The sequence below is a fragment of the Novosphingobium sp. MD-1 genome, assembly GCF_001014975.1.
Classification (GTDB): Bacteria; Pseudomonadota; Alphaproteobacteria; order Sphingomonadales; family Sphingomonadaceae; genus Novosphingobium.
This window is the reverse complement of record NZ_BBXA01000028.1, coordinates 76,654-100,699: the sequence shown is the minus strand read 5'-3', so window position 1 is coordinate 100,699 and position 24,046 is coordinate 76,654. Positions and strand designations below refer to the sequence as shown.

Here is a 24,046-nt window from a genome sequence, read left to right as displayed (position 1 = left end):
GGCAATGGCGGTCTATACCCACCTCGACGCCGGGGCGATGGCCGATATTGTGGCCAGTTTCGACATCGGCCAGCTGGTTTCGGCCAAGGGCATCGCGGAAGGCGTGTCGAACAGCAACTGGCTGATCGAGACGACCGGCGCGAACGGAAAGGGCGCGCGCTTCATCCTGACGATGTACGAATTCCGCATCGATCTGGACGACCTGCCCTATTTCCTGTCGCTGCTCGATCACCTTGCGGCCAAGGGGTGCCCCGTGCCGCGCACGATCCACGCTCGCGACGGGCGGCTGTATCAGGTGCGCGACGCAAAGGCGCTGGCGCTGATCGAGTTCCTGCCGGGCGTTTCCGTCGCCGATCCCACGCCGGCGCAGGCGGGCGCGGTGGGCGCGGCGCTGGCGCAGCTGCACCTTGCCGCCGCTGATTTCCCGCAGACGCGCGCGAACGGCATGGACCGCGCGGAATGGCAGCGCCTGCTGGACGCCTGCGGGCATGACGGCCTTTCCGCGATCGATCCCGTGCTGGCGGACCTGGTGGAGGAAGCCCTGCCCCGGCTCGCCGCGCAATGGCCTGAAGGCCTGCCTCGCTCGGTGATCCATGCCGACCTGTTCCCCGACAACGTGCTGATGCTGGGTGACAGGGTGACCGGCCTGATAGACTTCTACTTCGCCTGCAACGACACCACCGCCTACGACGTGGCGGTGACGCACGCCGCCTGGTGCTTCGACAGCGCGGGCAAGGCGTTTCACGCAGACATCTCCGCCGCCCTGCTCGAAGGCTACGAGAGCGTGCGCCCGCTGTTGCCGGAAGAGCGCGCCGCCTTGCCGGTGCTGGCACAGGGCGCGGCGATCCGCTTCACCGCCAGCCGCGCCTATGACTGGCTGAACACGCCCGCCGACGCGCTGGTCACGCGCAAGGACCCGATGGCCTTCGCCCGCCGGCTGGCGTTCTATGCCGATCCCGCCAACGCCGGGGTCTTCGCGTGAAGCACGTCCAGATTTTCACCGACGGCGCGTGCAAGGGCAACCCCGGCAAGGGCGGCTGGGGCGCGCTGCTGCGCATGGGCGAACACGAAAAGGAAATGGCCGGCTCCGAAAAGGAGACGACCAACAACCGCATGGAACTGATGGGCGCGATCAAGGCGCTCGAAGCACTGACGCAGCCCTGCCAGGTGACGCTGCATACCGACAGCAAGTACGTGCTGGACGGCATCACCAAGTGGGTCTTCGGCTGGCAGAAAAACGGCTGGAAGACCGCGGACAGGAAACCGGTCAAGAACGACGACCTGTGGCGCGCGCTCGTCGCGGCCGCGCGCCCGCACAAGATCGAATGGGTCTGGGTGAAGGGCCATGACGGCCACCCCGAGAACGAACGGGTGGACCGTCTGGCCAGCGACGCCGCGCAAGCCGCCTGAACGCGGCCGCGCGGCGCTTTGCGCCTGAGCGCTTATGCGACGGTGGTGTCTTCCACCGGCGCAGAGGGCCCATTCTTCTGGATCGATTCGATCGCGCTCTTCGCGCTCGCCTTGCTGGAATAGCCTTCGGTCCAGAAAATGGTTTCGCTGTTGTAGCAGAAATAGGCCACGAACTCGCCGGCCTTGTTCTTCCGGATTTCAAAACGATGCGCCATCACACCCGCTCCTTCGCGCTGGATCAGTCAGGATCAGCCCCCGCGCACGGGATAGCACGCGGCTTGGCTGCGCAAAGAGGCTATCGTCAATCGCCACCGGAATGGTGATTTTGCGAACGTCGGACCGTCAGGCAGCCATGGCGAAGCGCGACGGGGCATAGCACGCCCGGTCGATCCCCGCCGTCATCGCGTCGTCCGGGTGTCCCAGCAGGATTTGCGCCGCCAGCCGGGCCGCCGCCGGCGCGGTCTGGATGCCGAAGCCCCCCTGCCCGGCGAACCAGAAGAACCCTTCGCGCACCGGATCGAAGCCATAGACGGGCAAGCGATCGGGGGCGAAGCTGCGCAGGCCCGCCCAGCGTCGCTCCAGCGCGGCGATGCGCCAGTCCAGCACATGTTCGAAGCGATCGATCGCCACCGCCACGTCCAGTTCCTCGGGCGCGGCATCGCTGGGCACGTCGGGAATCTCGTCGTGCGGCGAAAGCCACAGCCGGCCGGCCTGCGGCTTGAAATAGAAGTCTCCGTTGATGCCCAGCGTCAGCGGCATGTCGGCCAATGCTTCGGGATCGGTGCGCAACTGCACGATCGTGCGCCGCAGGGGCAGGATTCCGACCGGGGCGGCTCCGGCGAGCGCTGCGACCTCGTCCGCCCACGCGCCGGCGGCATTGACCACGATCGCCGCGCGCGCTGCTCCTGCACCCTGCCCTTCGCCCCAGACGACGCGCCACCCCGCCGCCTCGCGCTCCACCGCCGAAACCCGCGCCCGGACACGCAGCACGGTTCCGGCCCGGCGCCCGATGGCCAGGTAATGCTGGTGCAGCGCGGCCACGTCGATGTCCGAACAATCCGGCTCCCAGGTCGCGAAAGCCCATTCGGGGCGCAAGCCGGGCACGCGCGCGTCCATCGCCGCGCGGCTTTGCCATTCGATGTGGATCCCCATCGCGCCGAAGCTTTCGGCATAGGCTTCGAGCTTGTGCCGGTCCTCGGCCGTCGCGATGCTCAATGCCCCGCGTGGCGACAGGAAGCCATGCTCGCGCAGGTACCCGCCCGACGCCATCGTCAGCGGAACGACTCCGGGGCCGCCGTAGGTTTCCTCCCAGAACGCCGCCGACCGGCCGGTGGTGTGATAGCCCGGTGCATCCTCCGCCTCGATGACCAGCACGCGGGCATAAGGTGCAAGTTCGGCGGCAAGGCTGGCGCCGGCCATGCCCGCGCCGATCACGGCAATGTCGAAAGTCTCGGTGGTCACGGGTTGCGGCAGAGTCCTGAAGTCAGCGTTCAATGGGTCACCGTGCGATAGCCGGTGCCATGCGGTCGAGGAAATCGTCGATCGTCGCGATTACCCGATCGCGCACGGGATCGGCCTCGCGCAGCAACTCGTGGCGGCCTTCGCGGCCCCAGGTCACGAGTTGCGCGCGCGGCAACCGCGCTGCGGCCCGCGCGATCGCGCGGTAGCCGACCAGCGCATCGTGCCGCGCGCCTAGGATCAGCACCGGAAGGTCGACCGCTTCCAGCGCGCCCGGCTGCTCCATCCCGCGAATCGAGGCGACCGCCCGTTCCACCCAGCGCCAGGTTCCAGGCCCGATCGCCAGCGCGGGGCGCTGTTCCTTCCACCACAGCTCGTCCGCGTACCGGTCGGCATCGTGCGTCAGCAGGACATGACGGCCCGCCGGGGACGAGCCCGGCTTCTCGCTGGTCTTCCACGCCAGCCGCCCCGGATCGCCGATCCGGCACATGAAGCGCGCCAACGCCTGATGCAGCGCCGAAGGACCAGGCGTGGTCAGCCCCAGCATCGGCGCACTGAGCACGACCGCGACCGGATCGATCCGCCGCTCCACGACCGCCCGCAGCACGAGATGCCCGCCCATCGAATGGCCGACGATCACGTGCGGCCCCGGAGTCTGCGCCCGCCAGTCGGACCAGAACGCGGCCAGATCGTCGATCCACACGCCGAAATCGCGGACATCGCCCGCTAGGGGCTTGTCCCCATACCGCCCCGAAGCGCCCTGCCAGCGCCAGTCGGCCGCGGTTACGCGCCAGCCCTGCCGATGCCAGTGATCCAGCGTCTCGAGGTACTTTTCATAGAAATCCCCGCGTCCCGGCATGAACAGAAGCGACCCGCGAACGGTGGCGGCGCCTTCCGGGGCCGGCTGCCAATCGATGCGCCGGATGGCATGGCCGTCGCGCGCGGACCACCATGCTTCCGTCGCCGCGGCGGGAATCGCTCTCCGATCGATGTTCACCGCCATGCAGGTCCGATCCCCATCGGGCCAGAATCGACGGAAATCCCCGCCGACTCTTGGTTACCGTTTGGTAAGTGGTTGTCGCGTAAGGCATAGCCCATGCAGGGCAATTTCATCGTTTACGGACTGGTCGGAGCCTTGGCAATCGCGCTGCTGGTTGCCGCTTTCACCGATATCCGTCGCCGCCAGATCGACAACTGGCTGAACGCCGCCATCGCGCTGGCCGCGCCCGCGTTCTGGTTCGCGATGGGCTGGCATGTCTGGCCGGACATCGCCGTGCAGATAGGCGTGGCGCTGTTAACCTTCGCCATCCTCGCCGGCCTCTTCGCATTGCGGGTCATGGGCGGCGGCGACGTGAAGCTGCTCGCCGCGCTGGCGCTGTGGATACCCGGCAAGCTGTTCCTGCAATTGCTGGTGATCATGGCGCTGACGGGAGGAATCCTGACGATCGTGCTGGGCGGCTGGCACGTGATGCGGCGGCAGAAGGACAAGCTGAAAATCCCCTACGGCGTAGCGATCGCCGCCGGCGGGCTGTGGATCATCGGCACTACCAACTGGGCCGCTTTGCAAGCCGTTTCGGCAGGATAGGCCAATTTTAACCAATTTCCCTGAAAAGGCGCAAATCCGGACAAGAGGGCGGGATAGAAGGCCATGGATAGAAAGAAGCTGTTTCTGCTGGTGGGGGCGCTGATCGTCGCGATCGGCACGGCCTTTGCGGCAAGGAGCCTGCTCTCAGGCGGCGCACCGACGCCGCAGGCCGAGGCTGCCGCGAAAATCGAAAGCGGTCCCAAGGTACTGGTAGCCAAGCGGGCGTTGCCGCTGGGCACAATCATCACCGCGGATGCGATCGGCTACCAGCCCTGGCCCAAGGATCTCGTGCAGGATGCCTATTTCGTCGAAGGCGAAGCGGACATGGCGAAGATGCTCGGCACCGTGGTGCGCCAGCCGATCACGGCAGGCGAACCGGTAACGCGCGGATCGCTCGTCTCGCCGGGCGATCGCGGCTTCCTCGCCGCCGCGCTCGGGCCGGGCATGCGCGCCGTGACCATCGCGGTTTCGGACCACACCGCCGTCGCCGGCTTCGTCTTCCCCGGCGATCACATCGACCTTGTCCTGACGCAATCGGTCAAGGGTGCGGAAAATCAGGCCGCGCTGCAGACGTCGGAAACCATCCTCAAGAACCTGCGCGTGCTGGCGACCGACCAGTCGACCGAACAGGAAACCGTGGACGGCAAAACCCGCGTCCACACCTTCGGCACGGTAACGGTCGAAGTGACGCCCAAGATCGCGGAAAAGATCGCCGTCGCCCAGACGCTGGGCACGATCAGCCTCTCGCTCCGCTCGATCGCCGACAATTCGGCCGATCTGGAACAGGCGCTGGCATCGGGCCAGGTCAAGATCCCCGCGGGCGCCACCAAGGCCGACGAGGAAAAGCTGATCAAGCAGGCGATGCACCAGCCGGTCGAGAACGGTTCCAGCTTCGTCACCGGCGGCGACGTCTCGCGCTTCCAGCGCAAGACCATGCCATCGATGGTGCCGGCTGGCTTCGGAACGCACGGCATGGCCGCCGGCGCGCCCCCGATGGCCGCCCCGGCCGGAGCGCCGATCATCATCAACCGCGGCCCGATCGTCAGGATCACCCGCGGCAAGGACACCGAAACCGTCGCGGTAGGGGCAAACTGAGATGGATCAGCACATCCCCGCGCAGGCGAAAGGCAAGACCATGAAAGCCCGCATCACCTTCCCGCTGCTTCCGGCCGCGCTGCTCGTCACGCCGCTGGCCCTGGCAGGCGCACTGGACGCGGCAAGCGCCCAGAGCGTAACCAGCCCGGCACGCAGCATCGCCATCGCCATTGGCCGCGGTGAACTGATCACCCTGCCGGGCCGGATGTCGGACGTGTTCGTCGCCAACAACGACATTGCCGACGTGCAGGTCAAGGCCACGAACCAGCTCTATGTGTTCGGCAAGGCCGGCGGCGAAACCACCGTCTATGCCAGCAACGGCAAGGGCGACGTGATCTGGTCGGCCAACGTCCGCGTCGGCACCAACATCGACAGCGTGGACCAGATGCTCCACCTGGCGATGCCCGACGCCAAGATCTCGACGGCAACGATGAACAACACCGTGCTGTTGACCGGCACCGTCGGCGCGCCGGAAGACGCGGCCGAGGCCGAACGGCTGGTGAAGGCGTTCGTGGGTGAAAAGACCCAGGTCATCAGCCGCCTGAAGCTGGCCACGCCCCTGCAGGTCAACTTGCAGGTGCGCATCGCCGAAGTCAGCCGCTCAGTGGTCAAGTCGCTGACGTCGAATATCACCTCGATCGACGGCACCGGCGGTTTCAAGTTCGGCATCGGTCAGGGATCGGCTGCTTCCACCTTCCATCCCGGCGCCCCTCTGGGTGTGGGTTCGAGCGTCAGCTACTATGGCGTCGACCCGTCGACCGGGCAGGTCGCGCTGCTGCCCGGCACCACGGTTAACCCCGCGTCCACCGGCACCACGCTGGCGGCGGCGGGCAAGCTGTTCGGGCTGGGCATGCTGGCCAAGCTGGATGCGGCCGAAACGGTCGGCCTTGCAACCACGCTGGCGCAGCCCAACCTCACCACGATGTCGGGCGAGACCGCCGATTTCCTGGCGGGCGGCGAATTCCCGATCCCGATGAGCCAGGGCCTTGGCACGACCTCGGTCGAATACAAGCGCTATGGCGTAAGCCTGTCCTACACGCCGACGGTGCTCTCCAACGGCCGCATCTCGATGCGCGTGCGCCCGGAAGTGTCCGAGCTGTCCTCGCAGGGCGCCGTGCAGATTTCCGGCTTCACCATCCCCGGGCTGACCGTGCGCCGCACGGAAACGACGGTGGAACTGGGTTCGGGCCAGAGCTTCATGATCGCGGGCCTGATGAACAGCAACTCGCAGAACAACATCCAGAAGCTGCCCGGCGCCGGCGACATCCCGATCCTGGGCACCCTGTTCCGTTCGACCGGGTTCAAGCGCGGTGAGACCGAACTGGTGATCGTCGTCACCCCCTATCTGGTGAACCCGGTGGACGCGAACCAGATCAAACTGCCAACCGACGGCTTCCAGACCGCCAATGAGGTCCAGCGAATCCTTGGCAACATGGAAAGCGACAGCGTCAGCGGCAAGCAGGGCCTGCACCCCACCGAAAAGCCGGGCAACGTGCAGTCCGGTTCGCAGGTCGGCGCGCTGGACAAGCCATCGGCGCCCTCCGCATCCGCCGACAAGGCCGCGCCCGAACCGCGCAACGCCCGTCGTTCCGGCAAGAGCGCCGAGGCACCCGCCCCCGGCTTCAGCATCAATTGAGAGAGGGACGACCGATGCCCGTAACTTCCAACCGCCCTGTCAGCGTCCGTCTCGCCGGGGCCGCCATCGCCCTTTCGCTTGGCCTTGCCCTTTCCGGCTGCGGCGGCATGCCGACCAACCGGTCGCTCGAAAGCGTTCACCAGCCCGTGGTGGAGCGCAACCTCTATACGTTCGACGTCAACACCCTGACGGGCGGCGGCGTTCCAGTTGCGGACCAGCGCCGTCTGGCCGACTGGTTCGAGACGCTGGGCCTCCGCTATGGCGACCGCGTTTCGGTGGACGATCCCGTCCAGTCGGGCGCGACGCGCACGGCGGTTGAGGCCGTGGCCGCGCGCTTCGGGCTGTTGCTGGCCGATACCGCGCCGGTGACCGAGGGCGTGGTGCCGGTGGGCATGGCGCGCGTGGTCATTACCCGCACCACCGCCAGCGTGCCCGGCTGCCCGGACTGGTCCGCCAAGTCGGATGCCAATTTCGGCAATGGCGCTTCGTCCAATTTCGGTTGCGCGACCAACGCCAACCTTGCCGCGATGGTGGCGGACAAGGAACACCTTGTCCACGGCGCAACCGGCACCGGCGATACGGTGGTGATGAGCTCGACCAAGGCCATCAGCACCTATCGCGACGCCAAGCCGACGGGCGGTGGCGGCACCACCGTCAAGCAGCAGTCGAGCCAGTCGGGAGTGAACTAAGCCATGAACGCGCCCTTCAAGAACGGCAATCGCGATACATTCGCCGCCTTCATGTGCGACGACGCGGCGCTGGATGTCCTGCGGTCGATCGTGGTCGACATGGGCTGGCAGCCTGAAAAGTGCAACAAGGGCGGCCTGCGCAACGCGATCCAGTCGCTCTCGATCACAGCCAGCCCAGCGATCCTTATGGTCGACCTTTCGGAAAGCGGCGATCCGCTGACCGACATCAACGCGCTGGCCGAAGTCTGCGAACCCGGCACGGTGGTGATCGCCGTCGGCCAGGTCAACGACGTGCGGCTCTATCGCGATCTGGTTGCCTCGGGCATCCAGGACTATCTGCTGAAGCCGCTGTCGCCCAACCAGGTCCGCGATGCGCTGGTCCAGGCCCAGGCGATCTTCGCCGCGCCCAAGACCAGCGATGCCGGTGCGATCAAGCGCCACATCTCGACCGCCGTTGTCGGCACGCGTGGCGGCGTCGGCGCGTCGACGATCGCAACCTCGCTGGCCTGGCTGTTCAGCTCCGACCAGAAGATGCCGACCGCGCTGCTCGATCTCGACGTTCACTTCGGCACCGCCGCGCTGACGCTCGATCTCGAACCGGGCCGTGGCCTGACCGACGCGATCGACAATCCCAGCCGTATCGACGGGCTGTTCATCGAGCGCGCGATGATCCGCGCGAACGACAATCTCGCGATCCTGTCCGCGGAAGCGCCGATCAATGCGCCGCTGATGACCGACGGGGCGGCCTTCGTGCAGTTGCAGGAGGAATTCCGCCACGCGTTCGAAATGACCGTGATCGACATGCCCCGCAACATGCTGATCAACTTCCCGCACCTGCTGGGGGAAGTGAACGTGGCGGTCGTGGCGACGGAACTGACGCTGGCCGGCGCGCGCGACGCGATCCGCCTGCTGTCGTGGCTGAAGGGCAACGCGCCCCACGCGCAGGCGCTCGTGGTGGTCAACAAGGTCCACACCGGCATCGGCGAAATCAGCAAGACGGACTTCGAAGCCTCGATCGAACGCAAGATCGACTTCATGATCCCCTATGACGCCAAGGCCGCCGCCAACGCGGCCAAGCTGGGCCAGACGTTCGTGGGCGCCAACCGCAACATCAAGGCCACGACGGTCATCGCCGAGATCGGCAAGGCGATCGTCAACGCGGGCGACGATGCGGACATGAAGCCCGTTGCCGCAGGCGCGGCGGGCAAGGCTTCGCTGCTGAGCAAGTTCGATCTGAAGAAGATGCTCGCGGCCAAGAAGGGCAAGGCGGCCGCCCCGGCCTCCTGATCCCGCCCCGGCCCTGGCGCACGACAATGAAGCCACCTTTCCGCCCCCGACAGGCCGGAAGGTGGCGGTTTGAGGTAAGAAACCGATGCCGATGAACACCCTGCCCCTGATCGTCGTCGTCTTCGGCGTGCTGGCGCTGTTCGGCATCGGCTATGCCCTCTTCCTGGGGCCTTCGCCCGCCAAGGAAAGCCAGCGCCGGCTTCAGGCCGTGCGTTTCCGCCATTCGGAAAGCGCTTCCGACAAGATGGAAGCGCAATACCGCAAGGCCGTGGCCGCGCGGAAGCCAACCACCTATCGCATCGCCGGATCGGCATCGCGGTCCGAAGCCCTAGCGTTGCGCCTGCACCGCACGGGCAAGGGCTGGACGCTGACGCAGTACGTCTATGCCTCGATCGGGCTGGGCGTTGCCGTCATGGCGCTGGCCACGCTCAAGACCGGGGCACCGTTGCTGGGCCTGGGCGCCGGTATCCTTGTTGGTGCCGGCCTGCCCCACATGATCGTCAACCGCGCGATCAACAAGCGTACCAACGCCTTTGTCACCCGCTTTCCCGATGCGCTGGAACTGCTGGTGCGCGGCCTGCGCTCCGGCTTGCCGATCAGCGAAACGCTGACCGTCGTGGCAAACGAACTTCCCGGCCCGGTGGGCGAGGAATTCAAGCTGGTAACCGACCGCATCAAGGTGGGCCGGACGATGGACGAAGCGATGCAGGAAACCGGCGATCGGCTGGACCTCCCGGAATTCAACTTCTTCTGCATCACGCTGGCCATCCAGCGCGAAACCGGCGGCAACCTTGCCGAAACGCTGGCGAACCTGGCCGACGTGCTGCGCAAGCGCGCCCAGATGAAGCTCAAGATCAAGGCGATGAGCTCGGAATCCAAAGCTTCCGCCTACATCATCGGTTCGCTGCCGTTCATCGTGTTCGGGCTGATCTACTGGATCAACCCGGCCTACATGCTGAAATTCTTCACCGACGAACGCCTGATCGTCATCGGCCTGGGCGGCATGGTCTGGCTCAGCCTGGGCGGCTTCATCATGGCCAAGATGGTCAACTTCGAGATCTGAGCGAGGGAAACGCACACCATGGATGCCCCGCACGGCCCCACCCTCCTCGGCTTCGACGTTCTTGCCGTCGGCTCGATCCTTGCCGGCGTCGCCGCGGCGGCGGTGATGCTCGCCATCTACGCCGCGATCACGGTCAAGGACCCGATGGCCAAGCGCGTCAAGGCGCTGAACGAACGCCGCGAACAGCTCAAGGCCGGTATCGTGACCTCCAACACGCGCAAGCGTGCGAGCATCGTCCACCGCAACGAGACGACCGATATCATCCGCACGTTCCTCGAAAAGATGAGCGTGCTGCAGGACAGCCAGCTTGCGACCATCCAGCAGAAGCTGGCGCAAGGCGGCATCCGCAAGAAGGAATGGGCCGTCGCGGTTATCCTTGGCCGCATGATCGGACCGATCGTGCTGGGCCTGATCGCCGCGCTGGTGATCTACGGCATCAACTACTTCCCCGAATGGGGCAGCTTTAAGCGCTTCATGGCGTTCGCGGTCATCGTGATCCTGGGCTACAAGGGGCCTGACCTGTTCGTGCAGAACCTTATCGGCAAGCGCACCTCCGCAATCCGCAAGGGATTGCCTGACGCGCTGGACCTGCTGGTCATCTGCGCTGAAGCCGGCCTCACGGTCGATGCCGCATTCAATCGCGTGGCGCGCGAACTGGGCCGCGCCTATCCCGAACTGGGCGATGAATTCGCGCTGACCGCGATCGAACTGTCGTTCCTGACCGAGCGGCGGCAGGCCTTCGAGAACCTGGCCTATCGCGTGAACCTGGAATCGGTGAAGGGCGTGACCACCACGATGATCCAGACCGAGCGCTACGGCACGCCGCTGGCATCGGCGCTGCGTGTGCTGTCCGCCGAATTCCGCCACGAACGCATGATGCGGGCCGAGGAAAAGGCCGCGCGCCTGCCCGCGATCATGACCGTGCCGCTGATCCTGTTCATCCTGCCGACGCTGTTCATCGTGATCCTTGGGCCGGCGGCCTGTTCGATCAGCGACAACTTCATCAACCGCAAGTAAGCGTCCGCAAACCGCGTCGTCCCAGCACAAGCTGGGACCTCGTGACGCTGGACCGAACCTGCCGAAGGTTTTCCCGCAGCGGCCCCAGGTCCCAGCTTGTGCTGGGACGACGCGGGCTAGAAGCGCACGACCTGTTGCTCGATCGCGCCGAACACCGCACGGCCCTTGGCATCGCGCGCCTCGATCCGCAGCGTTTCTCCCACGGCGACCGGCACGACGCCGAGCGGCGCGGTGGCAACCAGTGTCCCCGCGCACAGCCGCCGTGTGGTCGCCAGATGCGCGATCTGCGCGCCAAGATCGGACACGGCATCGCTGGCAAGCCGCTCGACCGGTTCGGCGCCACGCTCGACCGAAAGCGGCAGGTGCAGCCGGCCGCCCTGCCATGCCTCACCCAGACCGTCGGGCGTGACGAACACCGGCGAAAAATGGCGCGCCGCCAGTGCCGGCACACCCTCTGCCCCGCGCAGCACGAGATCATCAACCAGCCCGACCAGCCTGATCCGCGCCAGCGCATCGGCGGCGGAAACGCCTTGCGGCACGTCACCCGTTACCGCGACGATGCCGATCTCGATTTCGGCGGGCTGCCCGTTCCCGGACAAAGTCAGCGGATCACGGCCGCCGCGCAGATCGTCGCTGGACGTCCGGACCGCACCGGTGAACGCGGCAAAGGTGCGGGGCAGCGGCGCGGCCGCCTCGCGCTCGTGAAACCGCTTGCACGGGATCGCGCCATGTTCGAGTTCAATCGCCAGCGATTCCAGCACCGGAGCGTTGCGATCCCAGGAATCGAGCAGATCGCGCAAGGTCGGCACGATGTGGTCCGCATCCGCATACCAGGCCAGATCGTTGGAGACGATGATCAGTCTGCCGTCCCGGCCCTGTGGTAGCGAAGTCAGCTTCATCTGCGTTCTCCCTCGATTACCCGCGCCGCCTTCAGCAGCTTGTCGAGCATCACGCGCAGACGTTGCGTCTCGCGCTCGGTGAGCGCGGAGAATATCCGCTCGTAGATTTCCTGCGCCTGCGGCCACAGACGATCGTACATGGCGCGACCGGCTTCGGTAAGCATAAGATGATGCGACCGTCCGTCGGCAACGTTGGGACTGCGGCTGACCAGCCCGCGATCTTCCAGCACCTTGCAGGCGCGGTTGACAGCCACCTTGTCCATCAGCGTCACGCGCACCAGTTCGCGCTGGGTCAGCGATCCCGCATCACCCAGCACCGCCAGCACGCGCCATTCCGGGATCTTGAGGCCGAATTCGTTCTTGTATTCGCCGGAAATGAGATCGGTTACCGCATTGGCGGTAACAGCCATGCGATAGGGTATGAACTCATCGAGACGGGTCTGCTTTCCGGCCATAAGATCGCTTCACATGAAACCAACCTGACTCGCAAGCGAAACAATGTTGCCTGCGAAAAGGACGATGCCATTAATTCAAGCGAAGCCGACTGGTCGCACGACATTTTCTTTAGGCGGGCATCAGACCGCCTGCCTTGGTCCTTCCCGTGATCGCGCGTTTCAACGCGCCAGAATACCGGCCATGATGATGTCGATGGTATGTTCGCGATAGCGGTCGCGCAGTTCTTCGGTCAGCGTATCCTGATCAAAGCAGTGCCGCAGGACCAGTCGCGCGGAAAAGAAACGGTCGGCCGCTCCCGTCAGCGTGAAGTAGAAAAGCTGCGCATCGATCGGCCGAAACACACCGGCCTTGACGCCTTCGTCGATCAGCCGTTCGTAGGCGAGGTGAAGCGGCGTCAGGTATTGCGCGGCGATCCGCTTCGCTTCCGCATCGTCGCTGTCGCGGACCAGCCGCATCAGCAGGCGATTGAGATAGGGATAGGCGTAGAAGGTTTCGATGACCTTGGAGATATGGCGCCGCAGCTTGGCTTCGGGCGCCATGTCGTCCTTGGTCACCAGCGCATCGACACTGCGGACGATGGCTTCCATGTCCCGGTCCAGCAAGGCTTTGAGCAGACCGGCCTTGTTACCGAAATAGTATTTCACCAGCGCCGAGTTCAGCCCCGAACGCAACGAAAGCTCGGACAGGGAAATGTCCACCAGATCGCCTTCGCGCATGATCGCGGAAGCCGTCTGGAGCAGCAATTCGCGCGCGCCGGGCGTATCCATCGTGTCCTGTTTCCTGTTCGTCTCGGTCATTCCCAGTCCGGCTCGTCCCACCATGGATAAAAGGCGGGCATATCCGATGAAACGCGTCCGGGGTAGCGGGGAGCGCGTTTTTCAAGAAAACTAGCCACACCTTCCTGTGCATCGCTGCCGCGCGACAGCGTGTAGATGGCCCGGCTGTCGACGCGGTGCGCCGCCATCGGGTGGTCCGCCGCCGCATTGCGCCACAACATCGCGCGGGTCATGGCCACGGACACGGCGCTGGTATTATCGGCAATCTCGCGCGCGAGGCCCCTGGCCGCATCGAGCAGTTCGCCAGGCTCGTGCAGCGATCGGACGAGGCCGCCGCGCAAAGCTTCCTCGGCATCGAACACGCGGCCGGTCATGGTCCATTCCAGCGCCTGGGGCAGCCCCACGATGCGCGGCAGGAACCAGCTCGACGCCGCTTCGGGCACGATGCCGCGCCGCGCGAAAACGAGGCCGAAACGCGCCGTCTTCGACGCGAGCCGGATGTCCATCGGCAACTGCATGGTAACGCCCACGCCCACCGCCGCGCCATTCACGGCGGCGATGATCGGCTTCTTCGACCGGTAGAGCCGCAAGGTCAAAAGCCCGCCACTGTCGCGCACCCGTGTGTCCGACAGGTCCGTGACCTGTTCATCGCTGGAGAACGGCCCGCCCTTGCCATCGGGGGTGAGGTCCGCTCCCGCGCAGAAGGCGCGATCACCCGCCCCGGTGACGATCACGACCCGCACCGCGTCATCGGCATCGGTGCGGTCGAACGCGTCGATGACTTCCTGCATCATCGTGCCCGTGAAGGCATTCATCTTCTCGGGTCGGTTGAGCGTCAGCGTGGCGATGCCCTCCTCGATATCGAGGAGGATCTGCGAATAGCCGGTCATCGTTCTCTCCCGGGGATGGAAGGGCGCGTCCGTTGCCGCGCCCTTCCCGTGTTCTGATATCAGCGCGGCGCCATGCGGATGGCACCGTCGAGCCGCACGTCCTCGCCGTTGAAATAGCCCGTCTCGATCATGCAGAGCGCGAGGTTGGCGTATTCCTCGGGCATGCCGAGCCGCTTGGGGAACGGAACGGAGGCGGCCAGCGCATCCTTCACGTTCTGCGGCGCGGCCGCCAGCAGCGGCGTGTTGAAGATGCCCGGCAGGATCGTGTTGACGCGGATGCCTTCGCCCATGAGGTCGCGCGCGATCGGCAGGGTCATGCCGACGACGCCACCCTTCGAGGCCGAATAGGCCGCCTGGCCCATCTGGCCGTCTTCCGCGGCGACCGACGCAGTGTTGACGATCGCGCCGCGCTCACCGAACTCGTCACACGGATCAAGCGTCAGCATGCCGGCCGCCGACTTGGCGATGCAGCGGAACGTGCCGACCAGGTTGATCTGGATGATCCAGTTGAAGGCATCCATCGGGAAGTGCTTGACCTCGCCGGTTTCCTTCGAGCGGCTGGCGGTCTTGATCGCGTTGCCGGTGCCGGCGCAGTTGACGAGGATGCGTTCCTGGCCATGCGCCGCACGCGCCTTGGCGAAACCGGCATCGACGCTTTCGTCTGACGTCACGTTCACTTCGCAGAACACGCCGCCGATTTCGGCCGCGACGGCTTCGCCCTTTTCCTTCTGCAGGTCGAAGATGGCGACCTTCACCCCCTTGGCGGCGAGCGCGCGGGCGGTGGCCGCACCCAGGCCGGACGCGCCACCAGTAACGACGGCGGCAACAGTGTTATCAAGCTTCATGGTTCTTAGTCCTCTCCCGGAAAACGGTCACAGCGCCTCGACGATGGTGACGTTGGCGACGCCGCCGCCTTCGCACATCGTCTGCAGGCCATACTTCTTGCCCCGCGCGCGCAGCGCATGGATCAGCGTCGACATCAGCTTGGTGCCCGATGCGCCGAGCGGATGGCCCAGCGCAATCGCGCCACCGTTGACGTTGAGCTTCTCAGGGTCCGCGCCGGTATGCTTGAGCCAGGCGAGCGGCACCGAAGCGAAAGCCTCGTTCACTTCATAAAGGTCGATGTCGCCGATTTTCATGCCGGCGCGCTGGAGCGCGCGGTCGGTCGCGAACAGCGGTTCTTCCAGCATGATAACGGGATCGCCAGCGGTCACGGTCAGGCTGTGAATGCGGGCGATGGGCGTCAGATTGTAACGCTTGAGCGCCTCTTCCGAAACGACCAGCGCCGCGCTTGAACCGTCGCAGATCTGGCTGGACGTGGCGGCGGTCAGCGAACCTTCGGGTGAGAGCAGCTTCACGCCGCCGATGCTTTCCAGCGTCGCGTCGAAGCGGATGCCTTCGTCCACGGTGTGCTGCTGTTCGCCTTCGGGCGTTTCGATCGTGATCGGCACGATTTCGTTGGCGAAGGCATTGGCCTGCGTCGCCGCGATGGCCTTCTGGTGGCTGGCGAGCCCGAACCGGTCGAGATCGTCCTTGGTGAAGCCGTGCTTCTGCACGATCATTTCCGCGCCCATGAACTGCGAGAACATGACGTTCGGATACTTGGCCTCAAGGCCCGGCGACTTGTAGTGCCCCAGCCCTTCCTTCATGTGGAACGTGGCGTTGGACCCCATCGGCACGCGGCTCATGCTTTCGACGCCAGCCGCGATCACCACGTCCTGCACGCCCGACATCACCGCCTGCGCCGCGAACTGGATCGCCTGTTGCGAGGAACCGCACTGGCGGTCGATCGTCACCGCCGGAGTGGATTGCGGCAGCAGCTTCGAGGCGAGAACGGCGTTGCGCCCCACCTGCATCGCCTGCTGGCCGGCCTGGGTGACGCAGCCCATGATCACATCGTCCACCGCCGCCGGATCGATGCCGGTGCGCGAAACGATCGCATCAAGGCTTGCCGCCGCCAGATCGACGGGATGAACCCCGGCGAGCCGGCCGCCACGCCGGCCCCCGGCCGTGCGAACTGCATCCACGATATAGGCCGTTGCCATGATCTTCCGACTCCTCTCGGGCAAATGATTTAATCGAACGGTTAAACCGCGCGCGATCCACGGTCAAGCGCCCACACCGCAAGGTTCGCGATCCGCGAGAAGCACGCAGGCCTTTACCCGCAAGCCCTCTCGTCCCAAAGGAAAGGGGTGACTGCCCCCCTCTCTCTCGACGAAAGCGGCTTCATTGCCGCGCTGCGCGCGATGGCGTACGATCCCGCGGCGCGCGGGCTGGCCGACGACGCCGCCGTGCTCGAGTTCGGCGGCGAAGCGCTGGTGCTGACGCATGACATGATGGTCGAAGGCGTGCACTGGCTGCCCACGCAGGACATGGCGGACGTGGCCTGGAAACTCGTCGCCACCAACCTGTCCGACCTTGCTGCCAAGGGAGCGATGCCGGCGGGCGTTTTGCTGGGCTATATGCTTGGCCGCGATGACGCGCGGTTTCTTGCCGGCTTGCGCGAGGCGCTGGACGCTTTCGATGCGCCCTTGCTGGGAGGCGACACCGTGGCCGCGCCGGCAACGAATGCAACCGGACGGCACGCGATCGGGCTGACCGCCATCGGCCGTGCCATGCATCGCCCGGTCCCTTCCCGCGCCGGCGCGAGGCCGGGCGATGGGCTGTGGCTGACCGGCCCCGTTGGCGCGGCCATGCTTGGCTTCGAAGCGCTGCAGGCAGGCGGCATCCCGACCGACACCGTAGCGTTCCGCCGTCCCGCGCCGCGCCTGGCCGAAGGCGAGGCGCTCGCACCGCTCGTCAGCGCCATGATGGACGTGTCGGACGGCCTGCTGATCGACAGCGCGCGCCTGGCCGAAGCCAGCGGCGTGACCTTGGCGATCGCGGGCGACGCGGTGCCGCTCCCCGCTGCCCTGCCCGCCGCGCGCGCCGCCGACGCCATGCGCTGGGGCGACGACTACGAACTGCTGTTCACCCTGCCGGGCCGCATGACGCCCCCGTGCCCCGCCTGGCGTATCGGGTCGGTCGAGCCGCAAGGCCGGCATCCACTGCTGGTGGACGGCATTCCTCCCGCCGGGCGGCTGGGCTATATCCACGGCGCCCACGACAATTGATCCAGGTCATCGTTTCGCTTGCGAGGCGCGAATAAACCTATAGCCTCCCCGCCCAACCCGCAACGACGGGCAACCGGACACAAAGGCGCCGGATCAATAAAGGGGGATGCTCTCGTGAACCTAGTAACAATTGCAATAGTGTTGGGGTTACTAGCCATCGTCTACGGCTTCGTGACCAGCCGCCAGGTGCTCGGTGCGCCGGCGGGCAATGCCAGAATGCAGGAAATCGCCGCCGCCATCCAGGAAGGCGCGCAAGCCTATCTGAAGCGGCAGTACACCACCATCGCCATTGTCGGCGTTGTGGTCGCGGTGATCGTGGCGGTCTCGCTCGGCGCGGTATCGGCGATCGGCTTCGTGCTTGGCGCGGTGCTCTCGGGCGCGGCGGGGTTCATCGGCATGAACGTGTCGGTCCGCTCGAACGTTCGCACCGCTGCCGCCGCGCAATCCGGCCTGCAGCAGGGCCTCACCCTTGCCTTCCGCGCCGGCGCCATCACCGGCATGCTGGTGGCGGGTCTGGCCCTCCTCGCGATCGCGGTATTCTTCTACTATCTCACCAGCATCGCGGGTGAAGCGGCCAACAGCCGCACCGTCGTCACCGCGCTCACTGCGCTCGCGCTCGGCGCCAGCCTCGTTTCGATCTTCGCCCGTCTGGGCGGCGGCATCTTCACCAAGGCCGCCGACGTCGGCGCCGACCTTGTCGGCAAGGTCGAGGCCGGCATTCCGGAAGATGATCCGCGCAACCCGGCTGTGATCGCCGACAACGTGGGCGACAACGTGGGCGACTGCGCCGGCATGGCCGCCGACCTGTTCGAAACCTATGTCGTCACCATCGGCGCGACCATGATCATGACCGCGCTGCTCGTGAAGAACGCGGCCAACCTCGACGCGCTCATGGCGATCCCGCTGCTGATCGGCGGCGTCTGCATCGTCACCTCCATCATCGGCACCTATTTCGTGAAGCTCGGCTCCTCGAACAACATCATGGGCGCCATGTACAAGGGCTTCTTCGTTACCGCCCTGCTCTCGGTTCCGGCGATCTGGTTCGCCATGAACCACGCGCTGGGCGGCACCGTGGGCGATTTCAGCGCCATGGAAGCCAGCACCACGTACCAGGCGTTCGGCCATGACTATGCGTTCACCGGCCGCTCGCTGTTCTACGCGGGCTTCGTCGGCCTTGCGCTGACCGGCCTGATCATCTGGATCACCGAATACTACACCGGCACCAGCTACCGCCCGGTAAAGTCGATCGCCAAAGCTTCGGTCACCGGGCACGGCACCAACGTGATCCAGGGCCTGGCCATTTCGATGGAAGCCACCGCGCTTCCCGCGCTGGCGATCGTCGCCTCGATGATCATCACCTACAAGCTCGCCGGTCCGCTCGGCATCGCCTATGGTGCCACCGCCATGCTCGCGCTCGCCGGCATGGTCGTCGCGCTCGATGCCTATGGTCCGGTCACGGACAACGCCGGCGGCATCGCCGAAATGGCCGGGCTCGACGATTCGGTCCGCGAAAAGACCGACGCGCTCGATGCCGTGGGCAACACCACCAAGGCGGTCACCAAGGGTTACGCAATCGGCTCCGCCGGTCTCGCCGCGCTGGTGCTGTTCGCCGCATACACCACCGACCTGCGCGAATTCTTCCCGAGCCTGAACGTCGATTTCAGCCTCGAGAATCCTTACGTGATTGTCGGCCTGCTGCTCGGCGCGCTGCTGCCCTACCTCTTCGGCGCGATGGGCATGACTGCGGTCGGCCGGGCCGCCGGCGATGTCGTCGTCGACGTGCGGGATCAGTTCCGCGACAATCCGGGCATCATGGAAGGCACTTCGAAGCCCGACTATGCCCGCACCGTGGACCTGGTGACCAAGGCCGCGATCAAGGAAATGATCGTGCCCTCTCTGCTCCCGGTCCTCGCGCCGATCGTGGTGTACTTCGTGATCTCGTGGGTCGCGGGGCAGGACAACGGCTTTGCGGCGCTGGGCGCATTGCTTCTCGGCGTGATCGTCGGCGGCCTCTTCGTCGCCCTGTCGATGACATCGGGTGGCGGCGCGTGGGACAACGCCAAGAAGTACATCGAGGACGGCCACCACGGCGGCAAGGGATCGGAAGCGCACAAGGCGGCCGTGACGGGCGATACCGTGGGCGATCCCTACAAGGATACCGCCGGTCCGGCGGTCAATCCGATGATCAAGATCACCAACATCGTCGCGCTGCTGTTGCTTGCGGCGCTGGCAGGCCATAGCATGGTCTGATCATAACGTCCGGCCCGAGTCGGGGAGAAAGCGACCCCGCCCGTTCATACGGGCGGGGTCATTTCATTTCGGTGCGATCATTAACATAACTTTCGGTCCTTGCTGGTAGCCCGGATACGCGGTTTTGATTCCGCAGGCAGCCCAGGGCCAGAAGACAGTTTCGTGAGCGCGCAACCTTTCATCGAACGCCGATCCCGGCAGCGCCTTGCGCCAGCACCGGCACATGCCGTCATCACGGGCGATTCCGCGCTTATCGTCGCGCCGTGGAACAGTTGGGTCGATGCCGAGGCGGTACGGCGCTGGGATGCCCTGGCGCGCGATGCCTCCACGCCCAACCCGTTCTTCGAAAGCTGGTATCTGCTGCCCGCTCTGCGCCGTTTCGACCCCGCGGGCACGGTTCGGATCGCCCGGCTGGAAAGGGGCGGCGAACTGATCGGGCTGATGCCGCTGGCGCCTTCCTGGCGCTATGGCCGGTGGCCGCTGCCGCATCTGGGCAACTGGCTCCACCCCAATTGCTTCCTGGGCGCGCCCTTGGTCGCGCGCGGGGACGAGCCGTCATTCTGGCGCGCCTTGCTGGCCTGGGCCGATGCCAATGCCGGCCCGGCCCTGTTCCTGCACCTTGCGCTGCAACCGCTGGACAACGGCCTGATCGGCAGCCTTTACGCGATCGGCGCGGAACAGGGCAGGCGCATCGCGCTGGTGCATCGGGAAGAACGCGCGCTGCTGTGTTCCCGGCTTGCGCCCGACGATTACCTGCAGCGCGCGGTGCCGGGCAAGAAGCGCAAGGAATACCGCCGGCAACAGGCCCGCCTGTCCGAACTGGGAGCGCTGGAGTTCCACCGCGAAGATGGAATCGAGCGGGTCGCTTCGTGGGTCGAGCAATTCCTGACGCTGGAAGCCGAAGGCTGGAAAGGCCGTTCCGGCAGTGCGCTGGCCTGCGCGCCGCAAACCGAACTGCTGTTCCGCGAGGCGATGAACGATGCCGCCCATCGTGGACTGCTCGAACGCCTGAGCCTCACCCTTGACGGACAGCCGATCGCCATGCTGGCGAACTTCCTGACGGCGCCCGGCGCCTTTTCCTTCAAGACCGCTTTCGACGAACGCTATGCCCGTTTCTCGCCCGGCGTCCTCCTCCAGCTGGAAAACCTGGCCATGCTGGAACGCGAAGATATTGCGTGGTGCGACAGTTGCGCCGCAGCCGATCACCCGATGATCGACTCGCTGTGGATGGAACGCCGCTCGATCGGCCGCATTTCCATCGCCATCGGCGGAACAACCCGCCGCGCCGCGTTCGAACGGCTGGTGGCCATGGAACTCAACCGCAATCCCGCAGGGATCATCCCATGAAACCAGACCACGGATCGTTTGACGCAAGCCGCGCCCTGCCCGTCTTCACCGACGAAGCCCGCGCCGCCTTCGCCACATCCTATCCCGAACAACCGCACAAGCTGACGCACCGGCTGGGCAATCACCCACTGATGGCGCTGGACGCGCTGGCGACGCTGGCCGAAGCGCTGCCGGCAGCATCGGTGGAATACAACCGCGCGGACCTGCCCGTCGGGTTGAACGGCGCGAAGGCCGAAGGCAACGGCCTGGGCATCGGCGATACGATCCGCAACATCGCGTCGACCGGCAGCTGGGCGGCGCTCAAGAACATCGAACAGGTGCCCGCCTATGGCGAACTGCTGGCAAGCCTGCTGGAAGAACTGCGCCCGACGATCGAGGCCCGCACCGGCGCGATGCTGAAGCCGCAAGGCTTCGTCTTCGTCACCAGCCCCGATGGCGTCACGCCCTATCACTTCGATCCGGAACACAACATCCTGCTGCACTTGATGGGCAGCAAGGTGATGACGATGTTCCCGGCGGGCGATGCCTTCTACGCCCCCGACGAAACGCACGAGACCTATCACACCGGCGGCGGGCGCGAACTCTACTGGCGCGACGAGCTGGCGGCAGGCGGGCGCGAATGGGCGCTATCCCCCGGCGAGGCGCTGTTCGTGCCGGTGATGGCACCGCATTTCGTGCGCAACGGCCCCGCGCCTTCGGTATCGCTATCGATAACCTGGCGTTCGGAATGGAGCTTTGCCGAAGCCGATGCGCGGGCCTTCAACGGACTGCTGCGCAGGAATGGCCTGAATCCCCGCGCACCCGGCCGGTGGCCCGCAAGCAACAGGACCAAAGCTTTCAGCTGGCGCCTTTATGCCAAGGCAAAGGGTTTGCGTTGACGTAAACGGCAGGTTCGCGCATGGGAGCGCGATGAACGACGCATCCCCTGCCCCCCAGCTTTCCGGCGAGGAACTTGTCAGCGGCCTGCTGCGCCTGCTCGACGTTGATGATCTGGGCGGCGACCGATTCCTTGGCAGCCGCAAGCCCGGCGGCGTCGGCCGCGTCTTCGGTGGACAGGTCATTGGACAGGCACTCGCGGCGGCCGAACGCACCGTGCCGGAGGATCGCCCGGTCCATTCGCTTCACGCCTATTTCCTGCGCGGCGGCAACGAGGACTACGAGATCGATTTCCGCGTCGAGCGCGATCTCGATGGTGGCAGCTTCTCCAACCGCCGCATCGTCGCCAGCCAGCTGGGCAAGCCGATCCTGACCATGCTGGCCTCGTTCCACCGGCGGGAGCCGGGCGTACGCCATGCGAGTGCGATGCCCGCCGTCCCCGCGCCCGAGGAACTGGTCAACGAGCGTGAACTGCGCCGCCGCCATCTCGACAAATTGCCCAAGTCTCAACAGGAATTCGTGCTCCGCCAACGCCCGATCGACCTGCGGCCGGTGGAGCCGGAACGCTGGACAACGGCGAAGCGGATGGAACCCGTCGCGAACACCTGGTTCCGCAGCATGGCCGCTCTGCCAGACGATCCGAAGATCCACCGCGCGGTGCTGGCCTACGCCAGCGACATGACGCTGCTGGGCACCTGCACGCTTCCCCACGATCTGCGCTGGGACAAAGGCAACGTGATGAGCGCCAGCCTCGATCACGCGATCTGGTTCCACGACGATTTCCGCGCCGACGAATGGCTGCTCTATGCCTGCGACAGCCCGTGGGCGGACCATGCGCGCGGTTTCAACCGGGGCAGCATCTACACGCGCGACGGCCGGCTGGTCGCCAGCGTAGCGCAGGAAGGCATGATCCGGCCGATCGCGCCCAAGGCCTGACTTCGTCACGCCATTCCACCAGCCGTCGCAGCCGTTCGACGGGCGTGCTTGACCCGCCGGAGCCTTGTGCGAGCATGGCGGGATGAAACTGCCTTATCCCATCCTCGCCATGCTGGCATTTGCTCCGCTGCCCACCGGCGGTTCCGCCGCCATGGCAGAGGCCCCCGCGCTATCGGGCTTTCCCGTCGATGTGGCGATACCCAAAGCACCCGCGCCGGTGGTGACCGATGGCCGCGCGCGGCTGCTTTACGAACTGCGCGTCACCAACTTTCACACGGCGCCGATCGATCTGGCGGCACTGGACCTGCTCGACGAAGCGGGAACGGTACTGGCCCACTATGCTCCGGCCGATCTGGCCGCGATGATCGGCACTATCGGCCCGGAACCCACGCCCGGCACCGAACGTACGCTGGCCGGCGGGCGGACCGGCGTGGTGTTCATCGATCTTGCGCTTCCCGTCGGCGCAAAAGTGCCGGCGCGCCTGGGCCAGCGCCTGACTTTCTCGCTGACACTGCCCGATGGAAAGACGATCGAACGGTCGCTGACCGGCCCGGCCACTCCGGTCGACGCGCCGGCCGTGGTGATCGCCCCGCCACTTGCCGGCGACGGCTGGCTGGCCGCCAACGGTCTGGCCGCGCCCGATCACCGGCGTTCGTGGAACGCGATCAACGGGCGGGCGCATCTGGCGCAGCGCTTCGCGATCGACTGGGTCCGGCTCGACAACAAGGGTCGCTTCCTCGCGGGTGACCCGGGCCGCAACGAAAGCTATCCGGGCTACGGTGCGCCCGTGCTCGCAGTGGCGGATGCCAGGGTGGTCTCGATCATCAACGATCTGCCGGAGAACGCCGGCGCCAACCCGCAGGAAGGCCGTCGTCCGACGGTGGAGACGATCAGCGGCAACACCGTGATCCTTGACCTGGGGAACGGCGCTTACGCCCTCTACGGCCACCTTCAGCCGGGGAGCGTTCTCGTCCATCCGGGAGAGGCCGTGCATACCGGGCAAGTACTGGCCAAGCTGGGCAATTCGGGCAATTCCGATGCGCCGCACCTGCATTTCCAGTTGATGGACGCTCCATCCGCGCTCGGTGCGGAAGGCCTGCCCTATGCCATTGCCCGTTTCACCATGGCGGGCGCGGCCAGCGATCCGGCCGTGCTGGATGGAAAGGCCGCCTGGAAAACATCGGGCCTGCCCCATGCCGTTGCCGCCGAATTTCCCGACAACAACGCGGTCGTCAGCTTTCCCTGAACGCGCGCTATGCGTTC

Annotated in this window: 24 protein-coding genes; 15 read left to right on the top strand and 9 right to left on the bottom strand. The window is 66.0% G+C overall.

Going from position 1 to position 24,046, the window contains the following annotated elements; genetic code table 11:
- Nucleotides 1–4 precede the first annotated feature (4 nt).
- Together thrB and rnhA are read left to right on the top strand one after the other, a co-directional pair.
- Nucleotides 5–982 carry a homoserine kinase gene (gene thrB, locus NMD1_RS11420; protein WP_125954839.1) on the top strand — a complete coding sequence of 326 codons (978 nt, stop codon included), beginning with the start codon at nucleotides 5–7 and terminating at the stop codon, nucleotides 980–982.
- Nucleotides 979–1,410 carry a ribonuclease HI gene (rnhA, locus tag NMD1_RS11415; RefSeq protein WP_124807729.1) on the top strand — a complete coding sequence of 144 codons (432 nt, stop codon included), beginning with the start codon at nucleotides 979–981 and terminating at the stop codon, nucleotides 1,408–1,410. The genes thrB and rnhA overlap by 4 nt, the downstream gene beginning before the upstream one ends.
- Nucleotides 1,411–1,442: 32 nt before the next feature.
- Here the strand turns inward: rnhA and NMD1_RS11410 are convergent, their stop codons facing one another.
- From NMD1_RS11410 to NMD1_RS11400, 3 genes are all read right to left on the bottom strand, one after another.
- The gene (locus NMD1_RS11410; RefSeq protein WP_124807730.1) at nucleotides 1,443–1,625 is read right to left on the bottom strand and encodes a DUF1508 domain-containing protein; all 183 of its coding nucleotides are present in this window, start codon (nucleotides 1,623–1,625) and stop codon (nucleotides 1,443–1,445) included.
- Nucleotides 1,626–1,752: 127 nt separating this feature from the next.
- Complete coding sequence (locus NMD1_RS11405) at nucleotides 1,753–2,871, bottom strand: FAD-binding oxidoreductase (RefSeq protein ID WP_125954838.1); 1,119 nt, start codon at nucleotides 2,869–2,871, stop codon at nucleotides 1,753–1,755.
- 37 nt (nucleotides 2,872–2,908) lie between these two features.
- Nucleotides 2,909–3,871 carry an alpha/beta hydrolase gene (locus NMD1_RS11400; protein WP_125954837.1) on the bottom strand — a complete coding sequence of 321 codons (963 nt, stop codon included), beginning with the start codon at nucleotides 3,869–3,871 and terminating at the stop codon, nucleotides 2,909–2,911.
- Between the two features lie 93 nt (nucleotides 3,872–3,964).
- Here NMD1_RS11400 and NMD1_RS11395 point away from each other — a divergent pair, with 93 nt between their 5' ends.
- The 7 genes from NMD1_RS11395 (at nucleotide 3,965) to NMD1_RS11365 (ending at nucleotide 11,240) form a co-directional block, all read left to right on the top strand.
- Nucleotides 3,965–4,453 carry a prepilin peptidase gene (locus NMD1_RS11395; protein ID WP_124807733.1) on the top strand — a complete coding sequence of 163 codons (489 nt, stop codon included), beginning with the start codon at nucleotides 3,965–3,967 and terminating at the stop codon, nucleotides 4,451–4,453.
- Nucleotides 4,454–4,516: 63 nt separating this feature from the next.
- Nucleotides 4,517–5,548, top strand: coding sequence for a Flp pilus assembly protein CpaB (gene cpaB / locus NMD1_RS11390; RefSeq protein ID WP_124807734.1), 1,032 nt, complete (start codon nucleotides 4,517–4,519; stop codon nucleotides 5,546–5,548).
- 1 nt (nucleotide 5,549) lies between these two features.
- Entirely contained in the window at nucleotides 5,550–7,184 is a 1,635-nt protein-coding gene (locus tag NMD1_RS11385; RefSeq protein ID WP_233497552.1) for a type II and III secretion system protein family protein, read from the top strand.
- Nucleotides 7,185–7,198: 14 nt separating this feature from the next.
- Complete coding sequence (locus NMD1_RS11380) at nucleotides 7,199–7,873, top strand: CpaD family pilus assembly protein (protein WP_124807735.1); 675 nt, start codon at nucleotides 7,199–7,201, stop codon at nucleotides 7,871–7,873.
- Between the two features lie 3 nt (nucleotides 7,874–7,876).
- Nucleotides 7,877–9,160 (top strand): pilus assembly protein CpaE, encoded by a 1,284-nt coding sequence (locus tag NMD1_RS11375; protein ID WP_125954836.1) that lies wholly within the window; start codon nucleotides 7,877–7,879, stop codon nucleotides 9,158–9,160.
- Between the two features lie 91 nt (nucleotides 9,161–9,251).
- The gene (locus NMD1_RS11370; RefSeq protein ID WP_124807737.1) at nucleotides 9,252–10,223 is read left to right on the top strand and encodes a type II secretion system F family protein; all 972 of its coding nucleotides are present in this window, start codon (nucleotides 9,252–9,254) and stop codon (nucleotides 10,221–10,223) included.
- Between the two features lie 18 nt (nucleotides 10,224–10,241).
- Nucleotides 10,242–11,240, top strand: a complete 999-nt coding sequence (locus tag NMD1_RS11365) for a type II secretion system F family protein (RefSeq protein WP_124807738.1) — start codon at nucleotides 10,242–10,244, stop codon at nucleotides 11,238–11,240.
- Between the two features lie 116 nt (nucleotides 11,241–11,356).
- Here the strand turns inward: NMD1_RS11365 and NMD1_RS11360 are convergent, their stop codons facing one another.
- From NMD1_RS11360 to NMD1_RS11335, 6 genes are all read right to left on the bottom strand, one after another.
- The gene (locus NMD1_RS11360) at nucleotides 11,357–12,139 is read right to left on the bottom strand and encodes a fumarylacetoacetate hydrolase family protein (protein ID WP_125954835.1); all 783 of its coding nucleotides are present in this window, start codon (nucleotides 12,137–12,139) and stop codon (nucleotides 11,357–11,359) included.
- Entirely contained in the window at nucleotides 12,136–12,594 is a 459-nt protein-coding gene (locus NMD1_RS11355; RefSeq protein WP_124807740.1) for a MarR family winged helix-turn-helix transcriptional regulator, read from the bottom strand. Before NMD1_RS11355 ends, NMD1_RS11360 begins: the two co-directional genes overlap by 4 nt.
- Nucleotides 12,595–12,753: 159 nt before the next feature.
- On the bottom strand, nucleotides 12,754–13,362 hold the full coding sequence (locus NMD1_RS11350) for a TetR family transcriptional regulator (protein ID WP_233497551.1): 609 nt from the start codon (nucleotides 13,360–13,362) through the stop codon (nucleotides 12,754–12,756).
- A 26-nt stretch (nucleotides 13,363–13,388) separates the two neighbouring features.
- Entirely contained in the window at nucleotides 13,389–14,261 is an 873-nt protein-coding gene (locus NMD1_RS11345; RefSeq protein ID WP_125954834.1) for a crotonase/enoyl-CoA hydratase family protein, read from the bottom strand.
- A gap of 59 nt (nucleotides 14,262–14,320) precedes the next feature.
- Nucleotides 14,321–15,106, bottom strand: a complete 786-nt coding sequence (locus tag NMD1_RS11340) for an SDR family NAD(P)-dependent oxidoreductase (RefSeq protein ID WP_124807743.1) — start codon at nucleotides 15,104–15,106, stop codon at nucleotides 14,321–14,323.
- A 27-nt stretch (nucleotides 15,107–15,133) separates the two neighbouring features.
- On the bottom strand, nucleotides 15,134–16,306 hold the full coding sequence (locus NMD1_RS11335) for an acetyl-CoA C-acetyltransferase (protein WP_125954833.1): 1,173 nt from the start codon (nucleotides 16,304–16,306) through the stop codon (nucleotides 15,134–15,136).
- 147 nt (nucleotides 16,307–16,453) lie between these two features.
- Between NMD1_RS11335 and thiL the strand changes: the two genes are divergently transcribed.
- The 6 genes from thiL to NMD1_RS11305 all read left to right on the top strand — a co-directional run bounded on the left by thiL (nucleotide 16,454) and on the right by NMD1_RS11305 (nucleotide 24,029).
- A complete protein-coding gene (gene thiL / locus NMD1_RS11330) occupies nucleotides 16,454–17,374 on the top strand; it encodes a thiamine-phosphate kinase (RefSeq protein ID WP_255352097.1) in 921 nt (306 codons plus the stop codon).
- A 114-nt stretch (nucleotides 17,375–17,488) separates the two neighbouring features.
- The gene (locus NMD1_RS11325; protein WP_125954832.1) at nucleotides 17,489–19,624 is read left to right on the top strand and encodes a sodium-translocating pyrophosphatase; all 2,136 of its coding nucleotides are present in this window, start codon (nucleotides 17,489–17,491) and stop codon (nucleotides 19,622–19,624) included.
- A gap of 162 nt (nucleotides 19,625–19,786) precedes the next feature.
- Nucleotides 19,787–20,971, top strand: coding sequence for a GNAT family N-acetyltransferase (locus NMD1_RS11320; protein WP_233497550.1), 1,185 nt, complete (start codon nucleotides 19,787–19,789; stop codon nucleotides 20,969–20,971).
- The gene (locus NMD1_RS11315; RefSeq protein WP_125954831.1) at nucleotides 20,968–21,849 is read left to right on the top strand and encodes a transcriptional regulator; all 882 of its coding nucleotides are present in this window, start codon (nucleotides 20,968–20,970) and stop codon (nucleotides 21,847–21,849) included. Before NMD1_RS11320 ends, NMD1_RS11315 begins: the two co-directional genes overlap by 4 nt.
- 31 nt (nucleotides 21,850–21,880) lie before the next feature.
- Complete coding sequence (locus tag NMD1_RS11310; protein WP_124807747.1) at nucleotides 21,881–22,783, top strand: acyl-CoA thioesterase II; 903 nt, start codon at nucleotides 21,881–21,883, stop codon at nucleotides 22,781–22,783.
- Between the two features lie 82 nt (nucleotides 22,784–22,865).
- Complete coding sequence (locus tag NMD1_RS11305; RefSeq protein WP_125954830.1) at nucleotides 22,866–24,029, top strand: M23 family metallopeptidase; 1,164 nt, start codon at nucleotides 22,866–22,868, stop codon at nucleotides 24,027–24,029.
- Nucleotides 24,030–24,046: the final 17 nt, after the last annotated feature.